Raw genomic sequence first — 21,182 nt, forward strand, 5'->3', positions numbered from 1 at the left:
CACCCGTAGTCTATTTGGTTTTCAATTAAAGATTGAATTGACGATATTGGTATACAATTTAGGCTTTTTTGATTTTATGACGAACTAGCACCACGCGTATATGAGGAATTAAAGTAAATAATCCTCAAATTTTAGGAGGTAAATTATTATGAAAAAAACCGCACTTAAAAATAAAGGCGTACCCATGTATGTTGATGAAGGTAAGGACTTACCGGGACAAAAAGGTGCTAGTTTCGATTCTTATTTTGTTTCTTTTGAATTTGAAGGTGAAGATGGTAACCGCTATGGTGTGGTTTGGCATCAGCAAACACAATTTGGTCAGCATTTAACCGCACAAGTTTTGCTAGCTGATCCGGCTAACGCTAACTTCGATAACACGGCGATCGCTACTCAAGTTGACAATCAAAATTATATTGCCACTGATAAACTGACCTGCGCTTCAACACTTGGTTCGTTGACTGGAACAAAAAATGAAATGCACCTGAAATTACAGGTCAAAGATGCTACTGTTGATGCAACACTGCGGCCGCGTGATATGACCTTGTATAATGGTACCACTGGATTACTAAAATTCCTCGGTGGTATGGATAATCATCAATATAGTTTCCCAAATATGGATGTTTCCGGCACATTTACGTTAAACGGTAAAGTCCATCAGATCAAAAACACCACTGCTTGGTTTGATCGGCAATGGGGATTTGCTGATACTTCGGCAGCACTTTTAGAAGGTTCAGGCATGGATCGGCTTGCTTGGTTGTGGATCGGCTTCCCACTAAATGAAAAACGTACAGCCGCTGTTTCATTATGGGATTCATTTGCCGCTGATGGCCGTTATGGTTTTGCCACGGTCTACAACGAAAATGGCACCCAGACCAACCATAAAACGGATATCACTTACAAAGATATTTGGCAAAGTAAACAATCTGGCGCTAGTTATCCCAGTGCAGTCCATGTTGAAATTCCGACAGCCACCATCAGCCTTGACTTGACCATTCTCCCAGGTGATCCGGAATTTTATCATCCCGAAAATGGTCTCTCCGGTTATGAAAATCACCGGTTCCTATAACGGTGAAAAAATCGACCGTTACGGCTTCTTAGAGATTATCGGCGATGTCTGTGGTGAAGTTTAGCTAAGAAGAAAGCAGTGATCCGCAAATGAATCACTGCTTTTTGTACGATATAAAATTAACTTACTTTAGCCCCTGCGCAAACAATTGCTGATATAAGGCTAATTCAGCTGGTGTGTCGCGGCTACTCATAAAACGCACGGTTGGGTGGGCGTTGGTGGTGCGCAATAAATTGCGCTGTTGTAATTGGTGCTGTAAATTGCGGCCTAAGCCTTCATAACCGGTGTAAAAAGTCACCGGCTGGCCTAATTGTTCCCGAATCAAATCCGTGATGAATGGATAATGGGTGCAGCCTAAAACCACTGCATCAATGGGCTGTTGCCGCACGGTCGCTAATAAGCGATTCAAAGCAACTTTGATTTGCGGTAACGCTGCGGCGCCGCCTTCGATCAAATCGGCTAAGCCGGGACAAGGCAGCGAATAAATAGCCTGTTGCTGGCCCCATTTAGCCAATTGTGTTTTATATTTAGCCAAGCTTAAGGTCAATGGTGTGGCCATGACTAGAATATGCTGTTTACCAGCATCAACAGCGGCTTTCAACGCCGGCTCGATGCCGAGAATTGGCAGCGTTGGGTGTTGGGCGATCAATTCCGTTTTGGCCGCACTAGTTGCGGTGTTGCAGGCGATCACCACGGCTTTGACGGCCTGCGCTTGTAATTGCGTGACCACCTCATTAGCCAGCACCTGTACTTCAGCGCCACTTTTTTCACCATACGGTGCGTTGGCTGAGTCGCCATAAAAAATAAAATTCTCCTGCGGCAGCATTTTGGCTAAGACTTGCAGCGTACTGATCCCGCCAACCCCAGAATCAAATACGCCGATCGCCTTTTCTTGCTCATTCACTTTAACTTCGCCTGACTTTCGTTCATTTACTGTAAATTTGTTACTTGGCTATTATAACATTGACTGGCATTATCAGTGGCAACATTGACGCCAACACAAAAACGGCAGCATTCTCAAATCGATTGCTACCGTTTCTTACTATAATACAGCCATAAATGTCCTACTTAACTTTACCATTACGAAAATCAGTGATCATTGTCCACGTCAAACTCAGTGTGGTGTCGTCGATCGGAATCGCGTCACGGTCAAACCATTTGGCCACGGATAATTCAGCCTCGTCAGAATGGTATTCTTCAGTGGTATACGTATCAGGACTGGCGATATCGGCAAAAAAGCCCATCAAAAGCGACTGCGAAAAAGCCCACGGTTGGCTCTTGTAGTAATGAATGTGTTCCACTTGCAAGCCCGTTTCCTCAAATACTTCGCGGCGGACGGTATCCTCTAAAGTTTCGCCAATCTCAACAAAACCAGCGATCAACGCATAACGGTCGTAACCGGCTGCGTATTTGGTCAGCAGTAACTGTTCCCCTTTTTTAACCCCGACAATAATTGCGGGTGAGATCCGTGGAAAGATCTCAGCGCCGCAAGATGGACAAATCAAACTGCGCTGTTCGGTGCCTTTAGTCAGGCGCTGACCGCAGTGACCACAAAAACGATTCTGTTTGTACCAGATAGCCAAATGAGTCGCGGTCGCGGCAGCAAACGCCAGCCATTGCGGCTCAAGCGTCCGCAACACGTTAAGACTTTGATAGCTGAAGTCGCCTTTTTCTGTTAAACGCACATCGAAAAAGAAGAAGCTATGGTCTTCGATCGATAATAAATAATCCGGCTGGGTAAAATCAGCTTGATAGTTGGCACTTAACTCAGCAAAGGTTGGGATACGTTGCGCTAGTAACAATAATTTGCCACCATGGATAATAATCGCGTAATCGGCAGCTTGTACCGCTCGTGGCGTGTACTGGGTATCTAAAATATGCGGTTGGATGTTTTGAAACATTTAGGCTCGCGCTCCTCGTTAAATGAAATGACGCTATTAGCCACTATTATAGGCCGCGCGAATGGCTGTTGTCACGTGGTTTTTATTTACAGGGATCAGCAAGGTCTAGTTCTGTAAACCGATCCGACAGCCTCACCGGTTTAAACTCATCTTACTGCCACGCTTAATAAGCCAAATCAGCTACCTGAATAGCCGCCCAAGTTTCTAACTTCGCCGCCACTGCTGGTTTGCTTTATTTTGGTGTAGCATTGGTAATTGTTCTATCACTTTGTAATCCATTAAGACGACCACGCAACAGAAAATAGGCCACAATCTAGATCATTTTTCCGTCAGCTTATAACTAGCGTCGATCAACTTACAAATCTGATCACGCGCCACTTGGCTGATTCTAACTGAAATCCAGTTACTTTTATTCATATGATAGGCTGGCAAAAACCCAGATTCGGTTTGTAATAGCTCAACCGTTTCGGGGTTTAGCTTGAGATCCATCATATCCTCCGCCTGTCCCGCGACTTGGTCCAAATTTTCTTTTTTGACGTCCATGATAATGGCGTACCATTTCCGATTGTGTTGGTGGCGTAAAACGGCGTAGTGTGGGTACTTACGCCATGGATATTCTGGCTGCGTGTTATATTTTGCAGTAACATATTGCAATACGGCTTCGCGGTCCATGGTCAAGTCTCCTTTTGATCGTTAGTAATCAGCTAAAAGTTTACTTTTTCTCATCGATCAGTACGGTTCCCGCCGCTGGATTATGTGCGATGGCGCCTCTGATTTCGTGTGGTGTGTATAATTCTTCTAAATAATCAACGTCCGCTGGAGTCAGTTTAACGGCCAGTGCTGCCACCGCTTCGTCTAAATGGCTCGCTTTAGTCGAACCGATGATCGGCGCGGTCACGCCTTTAGCCCACTGCCAAGCCAAGGCAATTTGGGTCATGGAAACGCCATATTTTTGGGCCAGCTCATCAACTCGGGCCACGATGGGTAGATCTTTATTTTTGGCGCGATCATATTTGCCCATTGCCACCCGATCCGTCTGGCTGCGTAACGTATCGACTTGCCATTCGCGATGACTTAAATGTCCAGCGGCCAACGGACTGTAAGGCATTAACGACACGCCCATTTGTTTGCAGATAGGGATCAATTCACGTTCGTCCTCGCGGTACAACAAATTATAGTGGTTCTCCATGGTTTGAAATTGGGCCCAGCCGTTGTCCTTAGCCACTTGTTGCAGATTTTGAAATTGGTAACCGTACATGGCTGAAGCGCCGATCGCCCGCACTTTACCGGCTTTGACCAAATCATTTAGTGCCGCCATCGTCTCTTCCAGCGGTGTTTCATAATCAAAACGATGGATAATGTAAAGATCTAAATAATCGGTACCCAAGCGTTTCAACGAACCTTCAATTTCGCGGTGAATCGCGGCACTAGATAAGTGTCCTGGATTAAAATAAACCTTCGAAGCCAGGACGACTTGATCACGTGCGATCTGATTACTTTTTAAAGCGCGGCCTAAATATTCTTCGCTGGTGCCGGCCGAATAGGTATTGGCGGTATCGAAAAAGTTGATCCCTAGGTCCAGTGCGTGCTGGATAATTTTCTCGCTAGCTGGGTAGTCCAAGCTCCAGTCGTGCATCGTTCCCGGTTTACCAAAGCTCATCGCACCAATACAAAGCTTAGAAACTTTAATGTCAGTGTGGCCTAAATTAGCATATTCCATTTTAAACGCCCCTATCTAAATTTAAAATTGGTTTAATTTAAATCATACACCTTAATGATCCCATTCTGCACGCCAAAATGCGGTCGCATCCCCGTACATTTAAAGCCTTATATCATTAATATTCGCAAACTAACGCCGTTAATTTTTCTAAAATTAAAAAAGCCGCCAAAATTTGGTGGCTTTGAATGGCAAAAATTTTGGCTGGTGCGTTTAAAGCTTCTGTAAAACACGTGTTAAAATGTCTAGTAACTACTATTATATGGAGGTCACTTATGAACAGTAATGATCTACGCGCGCTTAAAAGTAAACGTGATATCGAGGCCGCTTTTATCCAATTGATCAATCAAAACGGCTTCAGTAAGATCACGATTAAAGATATTTGTACAACTGCCTTGGTTGGGCGTTCAACTTTCTACCGCTATTATGAGGATAAATATGACTTATTGGGCAAACTGATCGACAAATACACCCAAATCATTGACGACTTACTCACCAAACGCATGCACCAAAACACTAATGACGATCTGCTAACCAATTTATATCAAGAATTGGATCAACATAAAAATTCGCTTTTATGTTTATTGACGGTGTCCGTCGACAACTTAGCGCTGGAAACAAGCTTTAAAAACGTGTTGCGTGTCCATATAGCAGCCTATTTGCGCACACTGAATTTTGCACTGCCAGAAGCCTATATCCAACAATTATATGCCACCAACGTGATAACCGCGATCGTTTGGACGTTACAACATGGTGTTGATCCTAAGATCGCCAATATGATGAACGACATGCTTCATTACCTAACGCACAAATATGCAGTTAAAACGGTAAAGTAATGCTGTGTTGATCCGTTTTGGTATCATGATTGGCTAAAGCTTCAATACAGTTTTCATTGTGAGCCATTTCCTTGACCCAACCTAGTGACTGAATCGCGTAATTGCGATTGGTACAAATTCCTGGGGTCAGCATCTTTTCCCAAGAATCATTGGCATAACCAACGTCAGCCGCTAACAATACGTATTTCCCGTCTGCACCACGAACTAACGTTGAAGACATCCCAGAAGCATGCCCCGGCGTATAAACTTGCAACACGCTACCATCGCCAAAGACATCGAATGACTGGTGAAAAGGTCCAAATTCAGATTGAGTATAATCGTAGATCTCAACGTTGACCCCTTTCCATTCATGCGGTAAATAGACCAGTGGTAACTTATTTGCGATCTGCCATTCTTTGCTGGATACCAAAATGTGCTTAGCCTGCTTGATCAGTGGCATCCCACTAGCATGGTCGCAGTGGAGATGACTCATTAGAACGTAGTCAATATCTTCCGGTCGATAGCCCAATTTACTTAAGCGTTCATCCACTGCCCAACCTGCTGGTAAATAACCGGTATTGATCTGAACTTGCAAGCCTAATTCCCGCCAATTGCTTTGCCGGATCGTTTTGTTCCAGCCTGTATCGATCAAAAGTGTGCCCTTAGGATGCTCGATCAAATAGCTGGATACTGGTAGTGTGATCTTATTTCTTTCGCCACGCAATAGCCCAGTAAAGGCGATTGGATTACGGTATAGTCCGTGAAATGGTAGTCCCTTATCTACTCTGACTAAACCAGTATGCAGTACATGAATTTTGATTGAATTTTTCATTTTATTTTCCGCCCCATTCAAGAATTTTATCGTTGTTATGGGTCTAGCATAACTGGCAACAAGCAGTAAAGGAAGAATCAGCTTGGCCCGATTTGTTCCATAGCGAACACATTGAGCAAAAGTGTGCCATAAAGGCAATAATTTTAAAGTTGCAGCGATTAAAAATACCACTGATCACCCTATCCTGCTACTCATTTTGAGCCGCTATATTTAATATTCGCAAACTAACGCCGTTTATTTTTCTAAAATAAAAAAAGCCGCCAAAATTTGGCGGCTTTTTATTCACGCCAGCCGGCAATATAGTTGGCTGATATTGATAATCCAGCGGTTGACCATGAGCTCGCTTGTTTTTTTCGCCGATAGTCTTGTTGCACCATCGCCAGGCTGTTAGCGCGTACTAGCCAAAATAAAAAACGACACTCATTTCTGAATGTCGTGCTAGTCATAACTAATCAATAAAAACTCGGCTTATCCCCATCAGTTCCCGGTTTATCCAAACCAACACTAGCCCTGACGTCAAGTGTTGGCTCATTGATCACCGCAGTCACATAAGCCGCTACGCTTTGGCGGGAAATTTCCGTTCCTTTAAACGGTTCGCCTTTCTGGGTCTTTTCATAAGCAACTTCATCATAGTTCGTTAACCAAGCGGGCCGCAAGATCGTGTAATCTAAATCAGATTGTTCGATCAAGGCGGCGGCTTTACGATAAGGCGCTAAAGATTGGCCGATCATTCGATTATTCCATTCACCAAATTTACCGGGAACTTCATCATAAATGCCGATCGAAGTAATGAAAATTAGCCGTCTTACCTTATTTTTTTGCATGCTGGCAATGATATTGGCCGCTGCTTGATCGGCTTTACCGCCAAGATTAGCGTAAACGATATCCTGAGCAGCCATTGCAGCATCTAGAGCCGCTTGGTCTAAAACGTCACCTTCAACAATTTTTTCTTTTGCTGGATCAACATCGGTGATGCGCTGGGCATTACGTAAAAATAAAGTCAATTGCATATCAGCTTGTGCTTTTAAATTATTCCTGACTAGGCGAGCAATAGCACCATTAGCTCCTAAAATTAAAACATGACGCATTGAAATTCCTCCTTATTTATTCAGTAATCTGAAAGGCAAACGCACCGATCTGCTTGATTGCGGTAAACATGGTCTGCGGTAATTGGATTGCCGCCAACTTACTGGCCGCTAAAGTCAATGGCAATTCTTCATGGGCAAATAAATCCGGATTAGCCACTAACGCATGACCAACGGCAACCAAATCCAAGCCAGCCGCTAAACCAGCATTCATCCGCGCAAACGAATTAAATGAACCAGCAGCGATCAAAGGTACTCGGTGATCCACCAATTTAGCGATCCATTGAATGAACGGCGTGGTGTCGGCACTGTCATGTTCATGATCAGTCAACGCATCACCTAACGAAAGGTGTAAGTAACTGACTTTTTTGGCGATCAAATGCTCGATCAAAGCAGTGGTATCCGTCAAGTTAAGCCCGTCTGCTTCCCGTTCCTCTAGGGTGATGCGGTAGCCAATGATGAAAGTTGGATCAGCGTATGCGGCGGCGACTTTTTTAACTTCATCAACTACTGCCATAGCGAAACGTAAACGATTGGCTAAACGACCGCCCCACTGATCAGTCCGTTGGTTGTAATGCGGTGATAAAAAGTTTTGGATCAAAAAACCGTGAGCACCGTGAAGCTCCACACCGTTAAAACCAGCTTCGATCGCCCGTTTAGTCGCAGTACCAAAGTCACTGATCACTTGCAAAATCTCCGTCTCAGTCGGCGCGCGCGGCGTCTGGGCTGGGGCAAACGGTGTTTGCGGTGCGGCAACAGGGCTAGCGCTGACGACATCATGATCGGAAATAAATTGCGGTAAGGCTTTGTCGCCGGCATGATTTAGCTGCAAAATCGCCTTAGCGCCACCGGCTTTGATGGCGGTCGCCAATTTAGTCAAGTCCGGAATAAAACGATCGGCGTAAACACCTAACTCATTGGCAAAGCCGACGCCGTTTTCTTGCACGTGGCTGGAACCGGTGATCACCATGCCAACACTTTTAGCGCGGGCACCGTAGTAAGCCACTTCGGCCGCGGATACGGTTTGATCAGCGTGGCTGGACCAAGTCGTCATCGGTGCCATCACAATATGATTTTGTAACGTGACCTGTTCATTTAAGGAAAAAGGGTGCGGTAATTTTTGTTTATTCATTTCCATGCCTACTTTCTTTTAGTTAACAGGGAAAAGAATAAACCTTCAAGTCAACTTGAAGGCAAGCATTTTGCTTTAATTTTTCACGATGCGGTCCATTAATTTAGCGTGTTGTTCATAAGTAGCGATTTTTTGATCGAGAAAATCATGGGTCTCCTGTAACTGCTGCATTTTTTGTTCCAACACCTGTTGTTGGGCCATTAAAATTTGTTTGCGCTGCGCTTCCGTTTGTTCACCCTGCTGCGCTAAGGCTGCATATTGTTTTAAAACCGCAATTGAAATGCCGGTTGCGCGCATGCACTTGGCGAAGTTGACCCACTCCAGATCGATCGCGTCATAATCGCGATAACCACTAGCGTTGCGCTGAACGGGCGGAATCAAGCCAGTTTCTTCATAGTAACGTAACGTCGGTGCCGGTAGCGCAAATTTTTCACTGACTGCTTTAATGTCCAAGTTGAAAGCCTCCATTTTATACTGGCCGACTAAATCGTCAGCCGTACTTTTAGCGCCAGCATACCGCAATTCAATGCAAAACACTACTGTTTACAGTTAGGTTGCAGCTGCGGCGGTAATACAGATTTCATTATTAAAGCAATCCTATTCGTATTGAAATCATAGCGCAACTGTCTGATCATTCACAGTAAATACCGCCTTCACAGAAAAACCACGGCACTCAAATGAATGTCGTGGTTAAACTTAGAAATTACAGCAGTCACTCATTTTCCCCAAGAACCACCTAATTGTTCGACCATGTAGGGAATGCCTAAATCAGTCATTGAAGTCCTCCTTACTTATATGAAAGAACGGCTACCTAAATCTTTAAATCCTGGCCTAGCACTTTAGCGAGTTATGCGCCGGCGCCGACCGCGAGCCCAATTTTTGCGTTACTATTTAAAGCCGCTGTAAATCCCAAGGCCATTATTACCAGGTCCTTTCTGAACAGCCCAAAGTCAGCACGAAGAACACGCTATTTATTCATCCTTATTGTAGCCAATTTATCTGTAGCCTAGGCCGCAAACAAATCAGCACCGCACAAGATCACCAAAAGACCGCAGTTAACTTTTTCAACTATTGATTTAATTTGCCAGCACTGCTGCTTTTTTAAGCTTCAACTTATTAGTCGCGAATGCTATAGTAAAATAGTGTTTAACGATCATTAAAATAAGAAGGTTTGCTCATGAAGAAAATTGCTGTTTATTGCGGTGCCGCTGCCGGAAATGATCCTGCCTATCAACAGGCTACGATCGAGTTGGGAAATTATTTGGCTGCGCATAAGCTTGAATTAGTTTATGGTGGCGGTGGTGTTGGTTTAATGGGGCTATTAGCTAATCAAGTTTTAGCGGCTGGTGGTAAGGTCCATGGCGTTATGCCTCAAGAATTAGTTGACCGTGGCGCGGCTTTTAATAAGTTAACTGATTTAAAAATAGTGGCCAATATGTCTGTGCGCAAACAAACCATGTTAACGTTAGCGGATGGCTGTCTGGCCTTGCCTGGCGGGCCAGGAACCTTAGAAGAAATTATTGAGGCCTTTTCTTGGGCACGCTTAGGTAATAATCCTAATCCATGTGTTTTTTATAATGTTAAGGGTTATTATGATCCGTTAAAAAATATGTTTGACGAAATGACGACCAAAGAGTTTTTGACTACGGCCGACCGAAAAAAATTGCTGTTCTCTGATTCTTTGACCACGATCTTCGCCTTTATGGCTGACTATGTACCCCCAAAAATTAGAACTTATTCAGATTCAAAAGCAATGTAAAGGGATTATCGCATCAAGCGCACCCTCAGAATTAATTACCTATAGTACGCATTTTACGCCCGATGAAAACGGCGTAATTATTAGAAGCGACTAACTTATCCGGCTTTCGCCCGATGACTTTTACCAGTTAATTTGGCACAGTAGTCCTATTAACCAAAAGTGAGGCGGATATTATTGAAACAACCACCAAAATGGCTTTTTAAATTTGCACAATTCATGCGCGGTCGTTATGGGATCATGGATAGCTTAAACAAGTTTTTAATTGGCCTAGGTCTGATCTTAATTTTTTTAACCTTTTTCGTTCATGCCGTTTGGCTTAATTTACTGGGCTTGATCGTATTAGTCGGTGCTTATTGGCGGATTTTTTCACGAAAAATCTATCAGCGGGCACACGAAAATACGCAATTTCAGCAACAAACGGCCTGGCTAACAAAACCGGTAAAGCGGCGCTACCGTGAGTGGCAGCAACGTAAGCAATACCGCTTTTTTACCTGTAAAAATTGTCACCAACGTATTCGTATTCCTAAAAATAAAGGTAACATTCAGATTACCTGTCCTAAATGTCGGCAACACTTTCGCGCTCGAACTTGATTTTTATCACCTTAAAAACAGGAGTTGTGATATAAGTAGTTTATATCGCAACTCCATTTTTGTACTTTCAAACAATATAGTCAAAAACGTGGTGCCATAAGGCAGCTTTTTCCCGCATAGCTACGATTGCCAAATAATCCAGACTAATGCTCAAAAACCAAACGTCTTATGTCACACACTCGGTGTTTTGTTGAGGCTTTTTACTACCTAATAAGTATTTTATTTAAGTTTTACAACAAATCATTCTGATCCACCAGCACGTTAGTGTCAATGAAGCTGAGATCCTTGCACTAAACCATAAAAGTACCTATGATAAAGCGTATAAACTTCACTATTTTATTTTAAGCTATTTGTTCACGCCATTCATTTAGCGTCTTAACCATTGCCTTTGTGTAAAATGAGCGTAAAATGAAATGATAACTACAAACGAAGGAGCACGCCATGTATCAGTTATTAACCGATTCTGCACTTGACCTACCTTATCAGACGCTTGCCGCTAACCATGTTGACTTTGTGTCGATGCACGTTGATATTGCTGGTCAGGAATACCAAGATGATTTAGAACAGCAGTTTGATCTTGATCACTTTTATCAACAAATTGCTAACGGGGTAATGCCCACAACGGCACAGATCAATATTGGTCAATTCGTTGAATTTTTTAAACCTTATGTTGTGGCCAAAACGCCAATTTTGTATTTAGGTTTTTCTTCAGGCTTGAGTGGTACCTTTAATAGTGCTGTTCAGGCTAAAGCCATGTTACTTAATGACTACCCCACTGCCCAGATTTATTTAGTCGATTCATTGGCAGCCAGCTGTGGCCAAGGATTGATGGTCCTTGACGCCATTGATAAACGCGATGCAGGTATGTCGATCACCGATCTAGCTGCTTGGCTGACCACAAATCGGCTTCGTTATCGGCAATGGTTTACCGTTGATGACTTGAACTACCTTTACCACGGTGGGCGTGTTTCCCGTACTTCAGCAACGGTCGGTTCACTCCTGCATATCAAGCCGGTGATGGATGTCGATACCGCAGGCCATTTACGCGTGGTTAAGAAAGCACGCTCCCGGCGTAAATCACTGGAGGCCTTAGCCGCAAATACCATTGCTACGCTAGCCGAGCCCGTAACTCCACGCATTCTGATTGCCACTACCCAAGCAGAAGATGCCGCTAATATTGTTCAAGAGCAAATTTTGCAGCAAGTTCCACAAGCACAAGTCGCAATCGAACATATCGGACCAACCATCGGCAGTCATACCGGCCTGGGCTGTGTCGCTGTTTTCTCGTTAGGTAATACCGAGCGCAATTAGCAAAACCCAGCAGATGAACTGCTGGGTTTTTAGTTACAATTAAATTAGAAAAATGGGTTATGCGTCGATCAGAAAATTCAGCAGGATCAAATTTCTGATCCTCTTTTATTCAGGGCAATACAACCACTTTGCCAAAACTGGCGTGACTAGCCAGATATTCATGCGCTTGGCGCGTTTGGTTCAACGAAAATTGTTTCACTGGTCTAACATCAATATGCTTATTTTCAATTAAGGCTAGTAAAGCACCAATTCGTTGACTGTCAACCTCGTCAGACGAAAACGACGTCAAATACCGATCATTGGGAATCGCGAAGATCGGATCAAACGCCGCCAGCGACCAAACACCACCTAACTCACCCGTTACGCTGACAATGCCACCGGGTTGCAATAACTTAAGCGAGTTCTCGACAGTCAACGGGCCGATAAGATCAAGAATCTTATCAAATTTAGCGGTAGTTTGCAATTGATTATTTTGATCTAGGATCACCTGGTTATAACCGACAGCTTGCATTTGTGCCGTTTTAGCTAGGGAACGTGTACTGCCACTGATGGTAATTCCTGGTGCCATGGCCTGAGCCAATTTAGCCGCAGCCACACCGACACCTGCAGTACCACCGCGGATCAACAACTGATCAGTCGGCCGTAACTGTAAACCTAGTAGCGCGCCATATGCGGTATAAAAGGTCTCAGGAAAGGCTGCTAATTCAGCCCAGCTTAAGCTAGTACTGACTGGATAAATCTGCGCATTCGGCAATAAAACGTATTCCGCATAACCACCATCAAAGGCACGGCCCATTTCCCCCATAATCGAAATAACTTTTTGGCCAACCGCTAACTGATCCGTAGTGGATTTAGCGACAACTCCTACGGCCTCAATACCGAGGATTCGGGGAAACTTAACACTAGGTGATTTCCCTTCCCGTGTAAAAATTTCCGAATGATTAATGCCAAAACCTTTGACCTTGATCAGTGACCAACCAGGTTTGACCTGGGGCGTTGGCACTTCAGTATATTCTAAAACTTCGGGACCACCAGGACGACGGACAACAATTGCTTTCATACTTACCTTCCCCCTAAACTTTTTGACCATTAACTTGTAATTTACGGAGTAAACGTTTTAATTGTGCTTGTTCCGCTGTAGTTAAATTAACCAATAAATCTTGAGATTTCGCCATTTCATAAGCGTGTAGTTGTGGATAGAGTAACTGAGCTTTTTCGGTCGGATAGATACGTTTGATTTTCAAATTTAATTCATCATTTTGTAAAGTTAAATAGCCGGCTGCGACTAATTTTTTAACAGTACGAAAACTGGTGGTACGATCAATTTGAACGCTATCGGCCAGCTCAGCTAAGAACATGCCAGGCTGTTCCACCACCCGAATAATATAAATAAATAAGTTATTATTTAATCCCAGCGCTTTAAAATGTTGATTGGAATCAATTTGCATCAAACGGGTGATTGCACCAATACGACGAATAATTTCAAACATTTTCGGCCTCCTTTATTGCAAATACAATTATAGCATGCTAGAATGCATTTAACATTTTAATTGCATTTACAATTATTTATTTAGGGAGCGTGACATTTATGTTGGGATTTTTAACTTTTGTTACTGTTATGTCGTTTACCCCAGGGCCTAATACGATCATGGCCATGGCAACTGGGCAACAAAAGGGCTTTCGCCGCGGGTTAACTTTTAATTTTGGTATTCTTTTTGGCCTATTATTACTGGGTTTGATCGTAGCTGCTTTTGCGGCGTTTTTTCAGCGCTCTAACTCAATCGTTACGTTGATCAAGATAATCGGCACCCTCTATTTGCTGTACTTGGCCTATCACGTTTTTCGTTCCCAACCAGGTGATAACACCGCAGTTGGTACTCATCCCTTCATGACCGGCATGCTATTACAAGCCACCAACGTTAAATGCTACCTGTACTTTATCACTGGCCTGAGCACCTTTACCATCGCCGGTTTGGCCGGCAGTTTACCTGCACGCCTAAGTTTAATGGTCGGGTTAGGTATTCTTGGTACCTTAACTTGGACATTAGCGGGACAACTGATCCAGCGTTTTTATCAGAATCACTTTCGGCTATTAAACGGGGTGATCGCATTACTACTAATATTTAGTGCCTACGATCTTTGGTGAAAACTTGCAGGCGCCAATTAAAAAAGTTTGCCAAGCACAATTTAGTGTTGGGCAAACTTTTTAAGTTGATCAAAAACAGCAAATATTGCAATTATTGTTTTAACTGTAATTGCCCCACTTTCCAATGGGTCTGTTATTATTTGCCGCTTGCAGTTAATTTGAATAAATACTTTTTAAACCGGCTAGATCAGCGGCCGTCAACACTGTTTTGCCTTGTTCTACGGGATACATCACTGATTCACTGTCCGTGCTATGATCCAACCCTAAGGCGTGCCCTAATTCATGGACCGCAACGGACTTATTAAATGCCGCAGTGTAGGTGGCGTTTAAACCAGCACGTGCGTGATTAGCTGTATACGCACCCCAGCCAATACGTTGAATGATATTTGGCCCGCCATGACCCAATTCAACTGTACCACGTTGTGCAGCCGTCATAGTTTTATGATAAACAAAAAAAGTAATTTGGTTTTGCTCAGCGGTACCAGCACCAGCAACTAATTTGACGATACCAGTTTGATTATACGTTGCGATAGCCGCAACAAATGCTTGTTTAGCCGCTGCCGGCATGTTGGCCGCAAAATGATAATAATACGTGTGCGCAAGAGTTTTGTTTTGAACATTGGGTTCGATCGGCGTTTGTTCAGTAGTTACAGTATTAGCGGCCGCACTAGAACTACTCACGCTAGTTGTTGTCGCTGACTGAGTTGAACTGACCCCACTAGTTGTGCTAGTTGAGTTATCCGCTGCTAATTCTGTTTTGAATTGTGAAAACTCAGTCGCTAATTTATTTGGTATTGCTTTAAATTCACTTCTAGTAAAAACAAAGAGACCTGCAAGGAGGAGCACAATCCACAGCACTCCTGTTCTTAATTTCAAGCTCATTCCCCCATCTATATTTGCTGAGTAACCTATGCTACCATATATTGGCATAAAATAAAGTAAAAATCATTGAATTAAGCTTTTTTTAATGACTAATACGCCGTTTTTTAGTTACAGCTTTTTTAAGTTGAACATGCTAAACTTAAACTAATTATATTCGTTAGGGACGGGTAAATATACAGGAGGATATTATGAAAAAACATAGTCAGCATTTTCTGGTACAGGCAGTTATTGCACTAGTTACCTTGACCTTAGTTGGGTTAGGTACCGAGCAGACACCCTTAACTGAACAGGTCACCACAGTTCAAGCGGCACAGATCACTAAAAAACAAGTCGGCACCAAAAGTCAGTTAAAAAAGCAAAATCAGCAACTACTCAAATTGACTTACCAAGGCACTCAAACCGTTGAAGTCAATAATGATCAACCAACATTTACCAAAGCTAATTTAAATACGCGTAAAGGCACTTGGCAAAAATACGCTAATTTAGATGACCTAAACCGGCCGGTAGTGGCCAATGCGTTATTAAATAAGAGTTCGCAGCCAACAGCAAAACGTCAACCATTGACAGTTGATCCCACCGGTTGGCGTAATAAAAAAATTAAAAGTGGCTATTTATACAATCGTTCACACTTGATCGGTTATCAACTAACGGGCCAGAATAATAATCCGAAAAACTTGATCACTGGTACCCGCTCACTGAACAGCCCGGAAATGTTACGTTACGAAGATGATATCGCCTACTATATCAAAAATAACCCGACTGTTTATGTACGTTATCAAGTAACGCCAGTTTTTAAAGATGACGAATTAGTCGCTCGTGGTGTGCACATGCAGGCTGAGGCCGTTAACGCCAGTGGCTTGAAATTCAATGTTTATATTTTTAATGTTGAGTCCGGTGTCACTATTAATTATACCGATGGCACTAGTCAGGTCAGTGCTGCCGCAACGGCTGCCAGCACAACTAGTTCAACACCATCAGCCACCACTGGTACCAGCAATAATACGACTGATACCAGTACGAACACTGGCCAAATCAATACTGGCACTCAAGGCAAAATTGTTGGGAATGTTAATAGTAAAATCTACCACACTCCGGACCAAGCCGGTTATAATATGAACGCCACCAACGCCGTTTATTTCACCACTGAGGCTGAAGCGCAAGCTGCAGGCTATCGCAAATCATTACGCTAAGCATTAATCACTACCTAAGCATTTTTGCCGGGTAGTGTTTTTATTTGGCCATAGAACCTGTCCAGTCAATTAATGGTTGATCCATATGTTGTAGCCAGGCGTTGACCTGCTGAAACGATTGCGAACGATCAAAGGCACTAACTTTACCTTTAAATAAGGTACGTCGCCGCGACATTTGACTGGGATGGCTCGCACGAACCAACAAATGCTGCGATGCATGAATATATTTTTCCATTGTAATAGCATCCTTACCCCACAAAATGAAAGCAACTGGTGCAGTCCGCTCATTCAAGGCCCGAATCATTAGGCGCGTTAATAATGGCCAATTCAGTGTACGATCTACTGTTTTTGTGTGTCCAGCAGCAGTATTGCGGTGCGTCAACCGTAAATTCAACAGTAGCACGCCTTGTTGGGCCCACGGGCTGAGATCGCCACTGGTCAACTCACCGTAACCATCGCTAGCCAATAGATCAGCAATAGCTGCCAACGAATCGCGCCGCCAATGTGTAGTTTGACCAACTGAAAAGGCTAGTCCGGTTGCCTTATCCCCGCTTGGATAAGGATCTTGACCTAATAAAACGACTTTAACCTCCGTAAATGCGGTCAATTCCAACGCACGGTATAAATTAGTACGACTAGGTGTCAATAAGTCACCATAATCGCAGTAATATTGATCGGCAGCCTGTTTAAGCGCAATTAGATCTTGCCACTGATGTGCGGTGGCAATTTGTTTTAATGGTTGATCCCAACCATTGGGAAAAATTTCGTCAGTCATCACTTCACGTCCTCTTTCAATGTTAGTTTGATTCCTATCTCAGTTTAACCGTTCCGAGATAATAACCATAATTAAATTTTTATTTAACCTGAATTTAGAAGCGTTTACGCTTTCAAGGTTGCTAAAATTTAGCCGACTGCATCTGTGTATAATCGCTACCACTGGATTTTTCTATTTTTGAATCAACGTGTTAAACTAAATGCAAAACAGTAGATTGAAGTGAAATAAATGGAACAAGAATCACTATTTGCGGCTGGCAGTCAGCAAAATAGTCCGCTGGCCAATCGTGTACGGCCACAAAGCCTAACTGAATTTTCTGGTCAACAGCATTTATTAGGTCCTGGCAAAATTTTACGCGACTTGATTGACCATGACCAGCTTTCATCATTGATTTTCTGGGGCCCACCTGGTGTTGGCAAAACAACCTTAGCCCGAATCATCGCTAACCAAACAAAATCTCATTTTGTTACCTTTAGTGCGGTAACTAGTGGCATTAAAGATATTCGTAAAATTATGGAAGCGGCAGAAATGAACCGAGAAATCGGGGAGCGCACCATCGTTTTTGTTGACGAAATCCACCGTTTTAACAAGGCTCAGCAAGACGCCTTTTTACCCTTTGTTGAACGCGGCAGTATTATCTTGATCGGGGCAACTACTGAAAATCCTTCGTTTGAGATCAATTCAGCGCTACTTTCCCGCTGCAAAGTATTTGTCCTGAAAGAATTACAAGTCAGTGACATTGTTGAACTGCTACACAAAGCGCTTAAAAATCCCCATGCCTTTCCTGACTTAACGGTTTCTATTAATGACGAAGCCTTACAGTTACTAGCGGAATTTGCCAACGGTGATGCCCGCGTGGCCCTAAACACACTAGAAATGGCGGTACTAAATGCTGAGCACCATGACAAAAAAGTCACCATCAATGCTGCGGCCTTAAGCCAATTGATCAATACAAAATCATTGCGTTACGACAAACATGGTGAGGAACACTATAATATTATTTCCGCCCTGCATAAATCAATGCGCAACAGTGACGTTGATGCGGCCATTTATTGGTTAACGCGTATGCTGACTGGCGGCGAGGATCCCCTGTATATTGCGCGGCGGTTAGTTCGTTTTGCAAGCGAAGATATTGGCTTAGCCGATACACGCGCCCTATCATTGGCAGTCACTGTTTTTCAAGCCTGTCAATTCCTAGGTATGCCGGAGTGTAACGTTCATTTAACCGAAGCCGTTATTTATTTAGCGTTAGCACCAAAATCAAACGCTGTTTATACTGCGACTGAAGCCGTTAAACCCGATGTCAAAAAAACCGGTAATGAGCCCGTCCCATTGCAAATTCGTAATGCAGTAACTGGCTTAATGAAAGATCTCGGCTATGGTGCTGATTATCAATACGCCCATAACAATCAGGAAAAATTGACCACTATGAAAACAATGCCGCCAGATCTAGAAGGCCACCAATACTATGTACCTACTGAACAAGGCAATGAAAAACGGTTTAAACAGCGTTTGGCCTATTTACAGCAGTGGCACCGAAACCACGATCAAAAAAGCTAGCCCAAAAATGGCTAGCTTTTTCCATCTACTTTAAAATTCGACCTGAACCACGCCGTTACCTAAGCCCTGATCAACTTCGGCACTACTGATCTGAATTTCATAAAGGTCCAGTTTAGGCCCAATCAAGTCTAAAACATGGGCAAAATCTGGCACTTCAGCCAAGAATTGCGCCTTCATTTGCGCCAAAGTTCGTTGCGAAGCCTTACCGACAGCCTGATTACTGGCGACATGAGCATTACCCTTTTCGGGAATCGTTGAAAAAGCAACCTGTTTACTGGCAAGAAATTCTTACACGCCCTGAGAATCACGGACTGAAGCAAAATATAAAATCGCTGGGGTGGTCGCATCCCAGACAAAATTAACGATTCGTAAATTAGGTACGTTGTCGATGCTGGTTGCATAAGCCACTTTATTGGCCCCACCGAGAACTTGTGCTAAAGCTGTTAAAGCCATTTTCAAACCTCCAAATATGATTTATTTGTCTTAATTATCATACCAGTTTTGCGTGTAAAAGTGCCGGTTTTAGTTGTACTTTTAGTAGGTTAAAGTAACCTTTTTATTATAGGCTAAAACAGCACTTTGACTTTAACTAATACTAAAAGCGTGGTGCACAATACTGTACCAAGCACTGCAATTTGATTGATCATTTTTTGCGGTTTGTTCTGCCGCTGCAGCCAGCTTTCCAACCCGCGGTACAATAACAATCCGATAATCCCACCAAGCGAATTATCGATCACATCAGTAATATCACTGGCACCGATACCTAAAATAAATTGCACTACTTCGCAAAATAGACTGATTGCAATAATCAATCGCAATCGTCCTTTTTTAAAGAAAATCGCGATATAGGCCCCTAACGGAATAAATACCAGAATATTTAATAACGGCTCCAACCAATCAATATGGCCGTTAACTAACGCTGAAGCCGCAAATGGAATTAAATTAATGCTGCGCTGACTACCTAGCTGAATCAACGATAAATGTAATTTTAATAGCACGATCCAAAATAATGCAAGCAAATAAATGGCGAATAAGCTTTGTAGTAAACGTTTATTTTTAGTTTTAGTTAACATAAGATCATCCCCTATGCGAACTATTCTAGCTAAACGACCCTAAACTAGGCTTAAGTTAAGCATCAGTTTCCTCAAACAAAGTTAACTTTTTCTTAAATCAACAAAAAAGCAGCCGTAAATGGCTGCTTTTTGCTGACTACCCCTAAAAAACTAATGCGTTGCTTGGAACGCCTTAGCATCTGCGTTAAGCCAACCTTGGTTATTGTCAAAATTTTCCTGAAAGTCGTAATGCAAATACTTGTGGGCCTTAGCGCTACCAGGTTTTCCTAAATAAGTCTTGTAGTATTCTTGAATACTCTTATTTTCATAACACTTAGAAAAACCTGATGCCTTCATTTCTTCCTTCAAGACCCCTCTACGCAAGGCAACGTGGTCGGTGGTTAAACGTGTTTTAGCGTTGACATGTGGTTGCCCACCACCATTGATACAGCCGCCAGGACACGCCATAACTTCAATAAATTGAAAATCTTCTAATTCACCACTTTCAAATAAATCAAACGCATGGGTCGCACCGTCAACCACGCCGCAACGAACCGGCACACCGCCAAGCTCTGCTGTATATTCCTTTACGCCTGGGATGTCACTTGGTTGAAAGTCAACTAAGCCAAGGTCTTCATTATCAACGAAGTGTTTTGCGGTCCGCAGTGCAGCCTGCATGACCCCGCCAGAAAAACCAAAACCGGTTCCATCACCCGTAAATTCTGATAGTGGCTGATCAGGTTCTTCTGGTTCCAACTTGCGCCATCTAACCTTACGCTTTCTAAACAGTTTGGCTAATTCACGGACGGTGATCACCGCATCGATATCCCGCTGACCATCAACCTCCATACTAGGAATATCCGCTTCAAATTTCTTCGCGATACAAGGCATGATCGTCACTGTAAACACATTTTTAGGATCGATGCCGGCGGTCTCTGGATAATACGACTTACTGGCCGCACCAAACATTTGTTGCGGGCTTTTCGCCGATGAAAAATGAGCTAATTCTTCAGGATGATAATTGTGCAACAAACGGACCCAGCCTGGGCAACATGAGGTAAACATTGGTAAAACGCCCCCATTTTGTACCCGCTCGATCAATTCAGTGGCTTCCTCCATGATCGTTAAATCAGCCCCAAAGTTAATGTCATAGATACGATCAAAGCCAGCTTTACGACATCCAGCATAAATCTTATTCATCGTATCAACACCAAAACCTTCACCCATCAGTTCACCAAATGAAGTTCGAACTGAAGGTGCCATTGCCATTAAAACATTCTAAGCTTTATAGTGAATCGATTATCCGACGGGATAGTTGATTCACTATTTTAGTTTTGTTCTAAACTTTAAATAGTGGTGAAACTATAT

22 protein-coding genes and 1 pseudogene are annotated in these 21,182 nt (G+C 43.1%); 8 read left to right on the forward strand and 15 right to left on the reverse strand.

What is annotated here, in order from left to right:
• The first annotated feature begins 148 nt into the window (after window positions 1–148).
• The gene (locus tag FFM78_RS12510; protein WP_137638733.1) at window positions 149–1,066 is read left to right on the forward strand and encodes a lipocalin-like domain-containing protein; all 918 of its coding nucleotides are present in this window, start codon (window positions 149–151) and stop codon (window positions 1,064–1,066) included.
• 124 nt (window positions 1,067–1,190) lie between these two features.
• Here the strand turns inward: FFM78_RS12510 and murI are convergent, their stop codons facing one another.
• From murI to FFM78_RS12530, 4 genes are all read right to left on the reverse strand, one after another.
• Complete coding sequence (murI, locus tag FFM78_RS12515) at window positions 1,191–1,970, reverse strand: glutamate racemase (RefSeq protein WP_137638734.1); 780 nt, start codon at window positions 1,968–1,970, stop codon at window positions 1,191–1,193.
• A 160-nt stretch (window positions 1,971–2,130) separates the two neighbouring features.
• A complete protein-coding gene (nudC, locus tag FFM78_RS12520) occupies window positions 2,131–2,967 on the reverse strand; it encodes an NAD(+) diphosphatase (protein ID WP_137638735.1) in 837 nt (278 codons plus the stop codon).
• A 318-nt stretch (window positions 2,968–3,285) separates the two neighbouring features.
• Complete coding sequence (locus tag FFM78_RS12525; protein ID WP_137638736.1) at window positions 3,286–3,639, reverse strand: MmcQ/YjbR family DNA-binding protein; 354 nt, start codon at window positions 3,637–3,639, stop codon at window positions 3,286–3,288.
• A 40-nt stretch (window positions 3,640–3,679) separates the two neighbouring features.
• Window positions 3,680–4,687, reverse strand: a complete 1,008-nt coding sequence (locus FFM78_RS12530) for an aldo/keto reductase (RefSeq protein WP_137638737.1) — start codon at window positions 4,685–4,687, stop codon at window positions 3,680–3,682.
• A gap of 272 nt (window positions 4,688–4,959) precedes the next feature.
• On the opposite strand from FFM78_RS12530, the gene FFM78_RS12535 reads away from it, so the two are divergent.
• A complete protein-coding gene (locus FFM78_RS12535) occupies window positions 4,960–5,520 on the forward strand; it encodes a TetR/AcrR family transcriptional regulator (protein ID WP_171001899.1) in 561 nt (186 codons plus the stop codon).
• On the opposite strand, the gene FFM78_RS12540 is transcribed toward FFM78_RS12535, so the two are convergent.
• From FFM78_RS12540 to FFM78_RS12555, 4 genes are all read right to left on the reverse strand, one after another.
• Window positions 5,504–6,331: an N-acyl homoserine lactonase family protein gene (locus tag FFM78_RS12540; RefSeq protein WP_137638739.1), complete on the reverse strand. Its 828-nt coding sequence runs from the start codon at window positions 6,329–6,331 to the stop codon at window positions 5,504–5,506. The genes FFM78_RS12535 and FFM78_RS12540 overlap by 17 nt on opposite strands.
• Before the next feature lie 452 nt (window positions 6,332–6,783).
• Window positions 6,784–7,419: an NAD(P)H-binding protein gene (locus FFM78_RS12545; protein WP_137638740.1), complete on the reverse strand. Its 636-nt coding sequence runs from the start codon at window positions 7,417–7,419 to the stop codon at window positions 6,784–6,786.
• A 16-nt stretch (window positions 7,420–7,435) separates the two neighbouring features.
• Window positions 7,436–8,548, reverse strand: a complete 1,113-nt coding sequence (locus FFM78_RS12550; RefSeq protein ID WP_223877084.1) for an NADH-dependent flavin oxidoreductase — start codon at window positions 8,546–8,548, stop codon at window positions 7,436–7,438.
• Between the two features lie 75 nt (window positions 8,549–8,623).
• Window positions 8,624–9,001: a MerR family transcriptional regulator gene (locus FFM78_RS12555; protein ID WP_137638742.1), complete on the reverse strand. Its 378-nt coding sequence runs from the start codon at window positions 8,999–9,001 to the stop codon at window positions 8,624–8,626.
• A gap of 724 nt (window positions 9,002–9,725) precedes the next feature.
• Here FFM78_RS12555 and FFM78_RS12560 point away from each other — a divergent pair.
• The 3 genes from FFM78_RS12560 (at window position 9,726) to FFM78_RS12570 (ending at window position 12,209) form a co-directional block, all read left to right on the forward strand.
• On the forward strand, window positions 9,726–10,307 hold the full coding sequence (locus FFM78_RS12560) for an LOG family protein (RefSeq protein WP_137638743.1): 582 nt from the start codon (window positions 9,726–9,728) through the stop codon (window positions 10,305–10,307).
• 174 nt (window positions 10,308–10,481) lie between these two features.
• The gene (locus FFM78_RS12565; protein ID WP_137638744.1) at window positions 10,482–10,898 is read left to right on the forward strand and encodes an Rcat domain-containing protein; all 417 of its coding nucleotides are present in this window, start codon (window positions 10,482–10,484) and stop codon (window positions 10,896–10,898) included.
• A 441-nt stretch (window positions 10,899–11,339) separates the two neighbouring features.
• Window positions 11,340–12,209, forward strand: a complete 870-nt coding sequence (locus FFM78_RS12570) for a DegV family protein (protein WP_137638745.1) — start codon at window positions 11,340–11,342, stop codon at window positions 12,207–12,209.
• Between the two features lie 109 nt (window positions 12,210–12,318).
• Here FFM78_RS12570 and FFM78_RS12575 read toward each other — a convergent pair whose 3' ends face one another.
• Both FFM78_RS12575 and FFM78_RS12580 read right to left on the reverse strand, forming a co-directional pair.
• Window positions 12,319–13,269: a zinc-binding dehydrogenase gene (locus FFM78_RS12575; RefSeq protein ID WP_137638746.1), complete on the reverse strand. Its 951-nt coding sequence runs from the start codon at window positions 13,267–13,269 to the stop codon at window positions 12,319–12,321.
• Between the two features lie 13 nt (window positions 13,270–13,282).
• Window positions 13,283–13,699 carry a MarR family winged helix-turn-helix transcriptional regulator gene (locus FFM78_RS12580; protein ID WP_137638747.1) on the reverse strand — a complete coding sequence of 139 codons (417 nt, stop codon included), beginning with the start codon at window positions 13,697–13,699 and terminating at the stop codon, window positions 13,283–13,285.
• A gap of 98 nt (window positions 13,700–13,797) precedes the next feature.
• Here FFM78_RS12580 and FFM78_RS12585 point away from each other — a divergent pair, with 98 nt between their 5' ends.
• Window positions 13,798–14,355 carry a LysE family transporter gene (locus tag FFM78_RS12585; RefSeq protein WP_137638748.1) on the forward strand — a complete coding sequence of 186 codons (558 nt, stop codon included), beginning with the start codon at window positions 13,798–13,800 and terminating at the stop codon, window positions 14,353–14,355.
• Between the two features lie 153 nt (window positions 14,356–14,508).
• Here FFM78_RS12585 and FFM78_RS12590 read toward each other — a convergent pair whose 3' ends face one another.
• The gene (locus tag FFM78_RS12590; protein ID WP_223877085.1) at window positions 14,509–15,231 is read right to left on the reverse strand and encodes a matrixin family metalloprotease; all 723 of its coding nucleotides are present in this window, start codon (window positions 15,229–15,231) and stop codon (window positions 14,509–14,511) included.
• A 194-nt stretch (window positions 15,232–15,425) separates the two neighbouring features.
• Between FFM78_RS12590 and FFM78_RS12595 the strand changes: the two genes are divergently transcribed.
• Window positions 15,426–16,427 carry a DNA/RNA non-specific endonuclease gene (locus tag FFM78_RS12595; RefSeq protein WP_137638750.1) on the forward strand — a complete coding sequence of 334 codons (1,002 nt, stop codon included), beginning with the start codon at window positions 15,426–15,428 and terminating at the stop codon, window positions 16,425–16,427.
• A gap of 40 nt (window positions 16,428–16,467) precedes the next feature.
• Here the strand turns inward: FFM78_RS12595 and FFM78_RS12600 are convergent, their stop codons facing one another.
• Window positions 16,468–17,202, reverse strand: a complete 735-nt coding sequence (locus FFM78_RS12600; RefSeq protein ID WP_137638751.1) for a uracil-DNA glycosylase — start codon at window positions 17,200–17,202, stop codon at window positions 16,468–16,470.
• A gap of 228 nt (window positions 17,203–17,430) precedes the next feature.
• On the opposite strand from FFM78_RS12600, the gene FFM78_RS12605 reads away from it, so the two are divergent.
• Complete coding sequence (locus FFM78_RS12605; RefSeq protein WP_137638752.1) at window positions 17,431–18,762, forward strand: replication-associated recombination protein A; 1,332 nt, start codon at window positions 17,431–17,433, stop codon at window positions 18,760–18,762.
• Window positions 18,763–18,792: 30 nt separating this feature from the next.
• Here the strand turns inward: FFM78_RS12605 and FFM78_RS14205 are convergent.
• The 3 genes and pseudogenes from FFM78_RS14205 to FFM78_RS12620 form a co-directional block, all read right to left on the reverse strand.
• Window positions 18,793–19,215, reverse strand: a pseudogene (locus FFM78_RS14205) (hypothetical protein).
• Window positions 19,216–19,328: 113 nt separating this feature from the next.
• Window positions 19,329–19,835, reverse strand: coding sequence for a VanZ family protein (locus FFM78_RS12615; protein ID WP_137638753.1), 507 nt, complete (start codon window positions 19,833–19,835; stop codon window positions 19,329–19,331).
• Window positions 19,836–19,985: 150 nt separating this feature from the next.
• A complete protein-coding gene (locus FFM78_RS12620) occupies window positions 19,986–21,077 on the reverse strand; it encodes a [Fe-Fe] hydrogenase large subunit C-terminal domain-containing protein (RefSeq protein WP_137638754.1) in 1,092 nt (363 codons plus the stop codon).
• Between the last annotated feature and the right edge of the window lie 105 nt (window positions 21,078–21,182).

It is taken from the genome of Loigolactobacillus binensis (assembly GCF_005405165.1).
GTDB lineage: Bacteria > Bacillota > Bacilli > Lactobacillales > Lactobacillaceae > Loigolactobacillus > Loigolactobacillus binensis.

Coding starts and splice junctions, on each gene's coding strand:
- FFM78_RS12580 (WP_137638747.1), bottom strand. CDS start 13,699: ATGTTTGAAATTATTCGTCGTATTGGTGCAATCACCCGTTTGATGCAA.
- FFM78_RS12600 (WP_137638751.1), bottom strand. CDS start 17,202: ATGACTGACGAAATTTTTCCCAATGGTTGGGATCAACCATTAAAACAA.
- FFM78_RS12510 (WP_137638733.1), top strand. CDS start 149: ATGAAAAAAACCGCACTTAAAAATAAAGGCGTACCCATGTATGTTGAT.
- FFM78_RS12525 (WP_137638736.1), bottom strand. CDS start 3,639: ATGGACCGCGAAGCCGTATTGCAATATGTTACTGCAAAATATAACACG.
- FFM78_RS12585 (WP_137638748.1), top strand. CDS start 13,798: ATGTTGGGATTTTTAACTTTTGTTACTGTTATGTCGTTTACCCCAGGG.
- FFM78_RS12550 (WP_223877084.1), bottom strand. CDS start 8,548: ATGAATAAACAAAAATTACCGCACCCTTTTTCCTTAAATGAACAGGTC.
- FFM78_RS12615 (WP_137638753.1), bottom strand. CDS start 19,835: ATGTTAACTAAAACTAAAAATAAACGTTTACTACAAAGCTTATTCGCC.
- FFM78_RS12620 (WP_137638754.1), bottom strand. CDS start 21,077: ATGGCACCTTCAGTTCGAACTTCATTTGGTGAACTGATGGGTGAAGGT.
- FFM78_RS12595 (WP_137638750.1), top strand. CDS start 15,426: ATGAAAAAACATAGTCAGCATTTTCTGGTACAGGCAGTTATTGCACTA.
- FFM78_RS12560 (WP_137638743.1), top strand. CDS start 9,726: ATGAAGAAAATTGCTGTTTATTGCGGTGCCGCTGCCGGAAATGATCCT.
- FFM78_RS12575 (WP_137638746.1), bottom strand. CDS start 13,269: ATGAAAGCAATTGTTGTCCGTCGTCCTGGTGGTCCCGAAGTTTTAGAA.
- FFM78_RS12530 (WP_137638737.1), bottom strand. CDS start 4,687: ATGGAATATGCTAATTTAGGCCACACTGACATTAAAGTTTCTAAGCTT.
- FFM78_RS12570 (WP_137638745.1), top strand. CDS start 11,340: ATGTATCAGTTATTAACCGATTCTGCACTTGACCTACCTTATCAGACG.
- FFM78_RS12545 (WP_137638740.1), bottom strand. CDS start 7,419: ATGCGTCATGTTTTAATTTTAGGAGCTAATGGTGCTATTGCTCGCCTA.
- FFM78_RS12535 (WP_171001899.1), top strand. CDS start 4,960: ATGAACAGTAATGATCTACGCGCGCTTAAAAGTAAACGTGATATCGAG.
- FFM78_RS12540 (WP_137638739.1), bottom strand. CDS start 6,331: ATGAAAAATTCAATCAAAATTCATGTACTGCATACTGGTTTAGTCAGA.
- FFM78_RS12605 (WP_137638752.1), top strand. CDS start 17,431: ATGGAACAAGAATCACTATTTGCGGCTGGCAGTCAGCAAAATAGTCCG.
- nudC (WP_137638735.1), bottom strand. CDS start 2,967: ATGTTTCAAAACATCCAACCGCATATTTTAGATACCCAGTACACGCCA.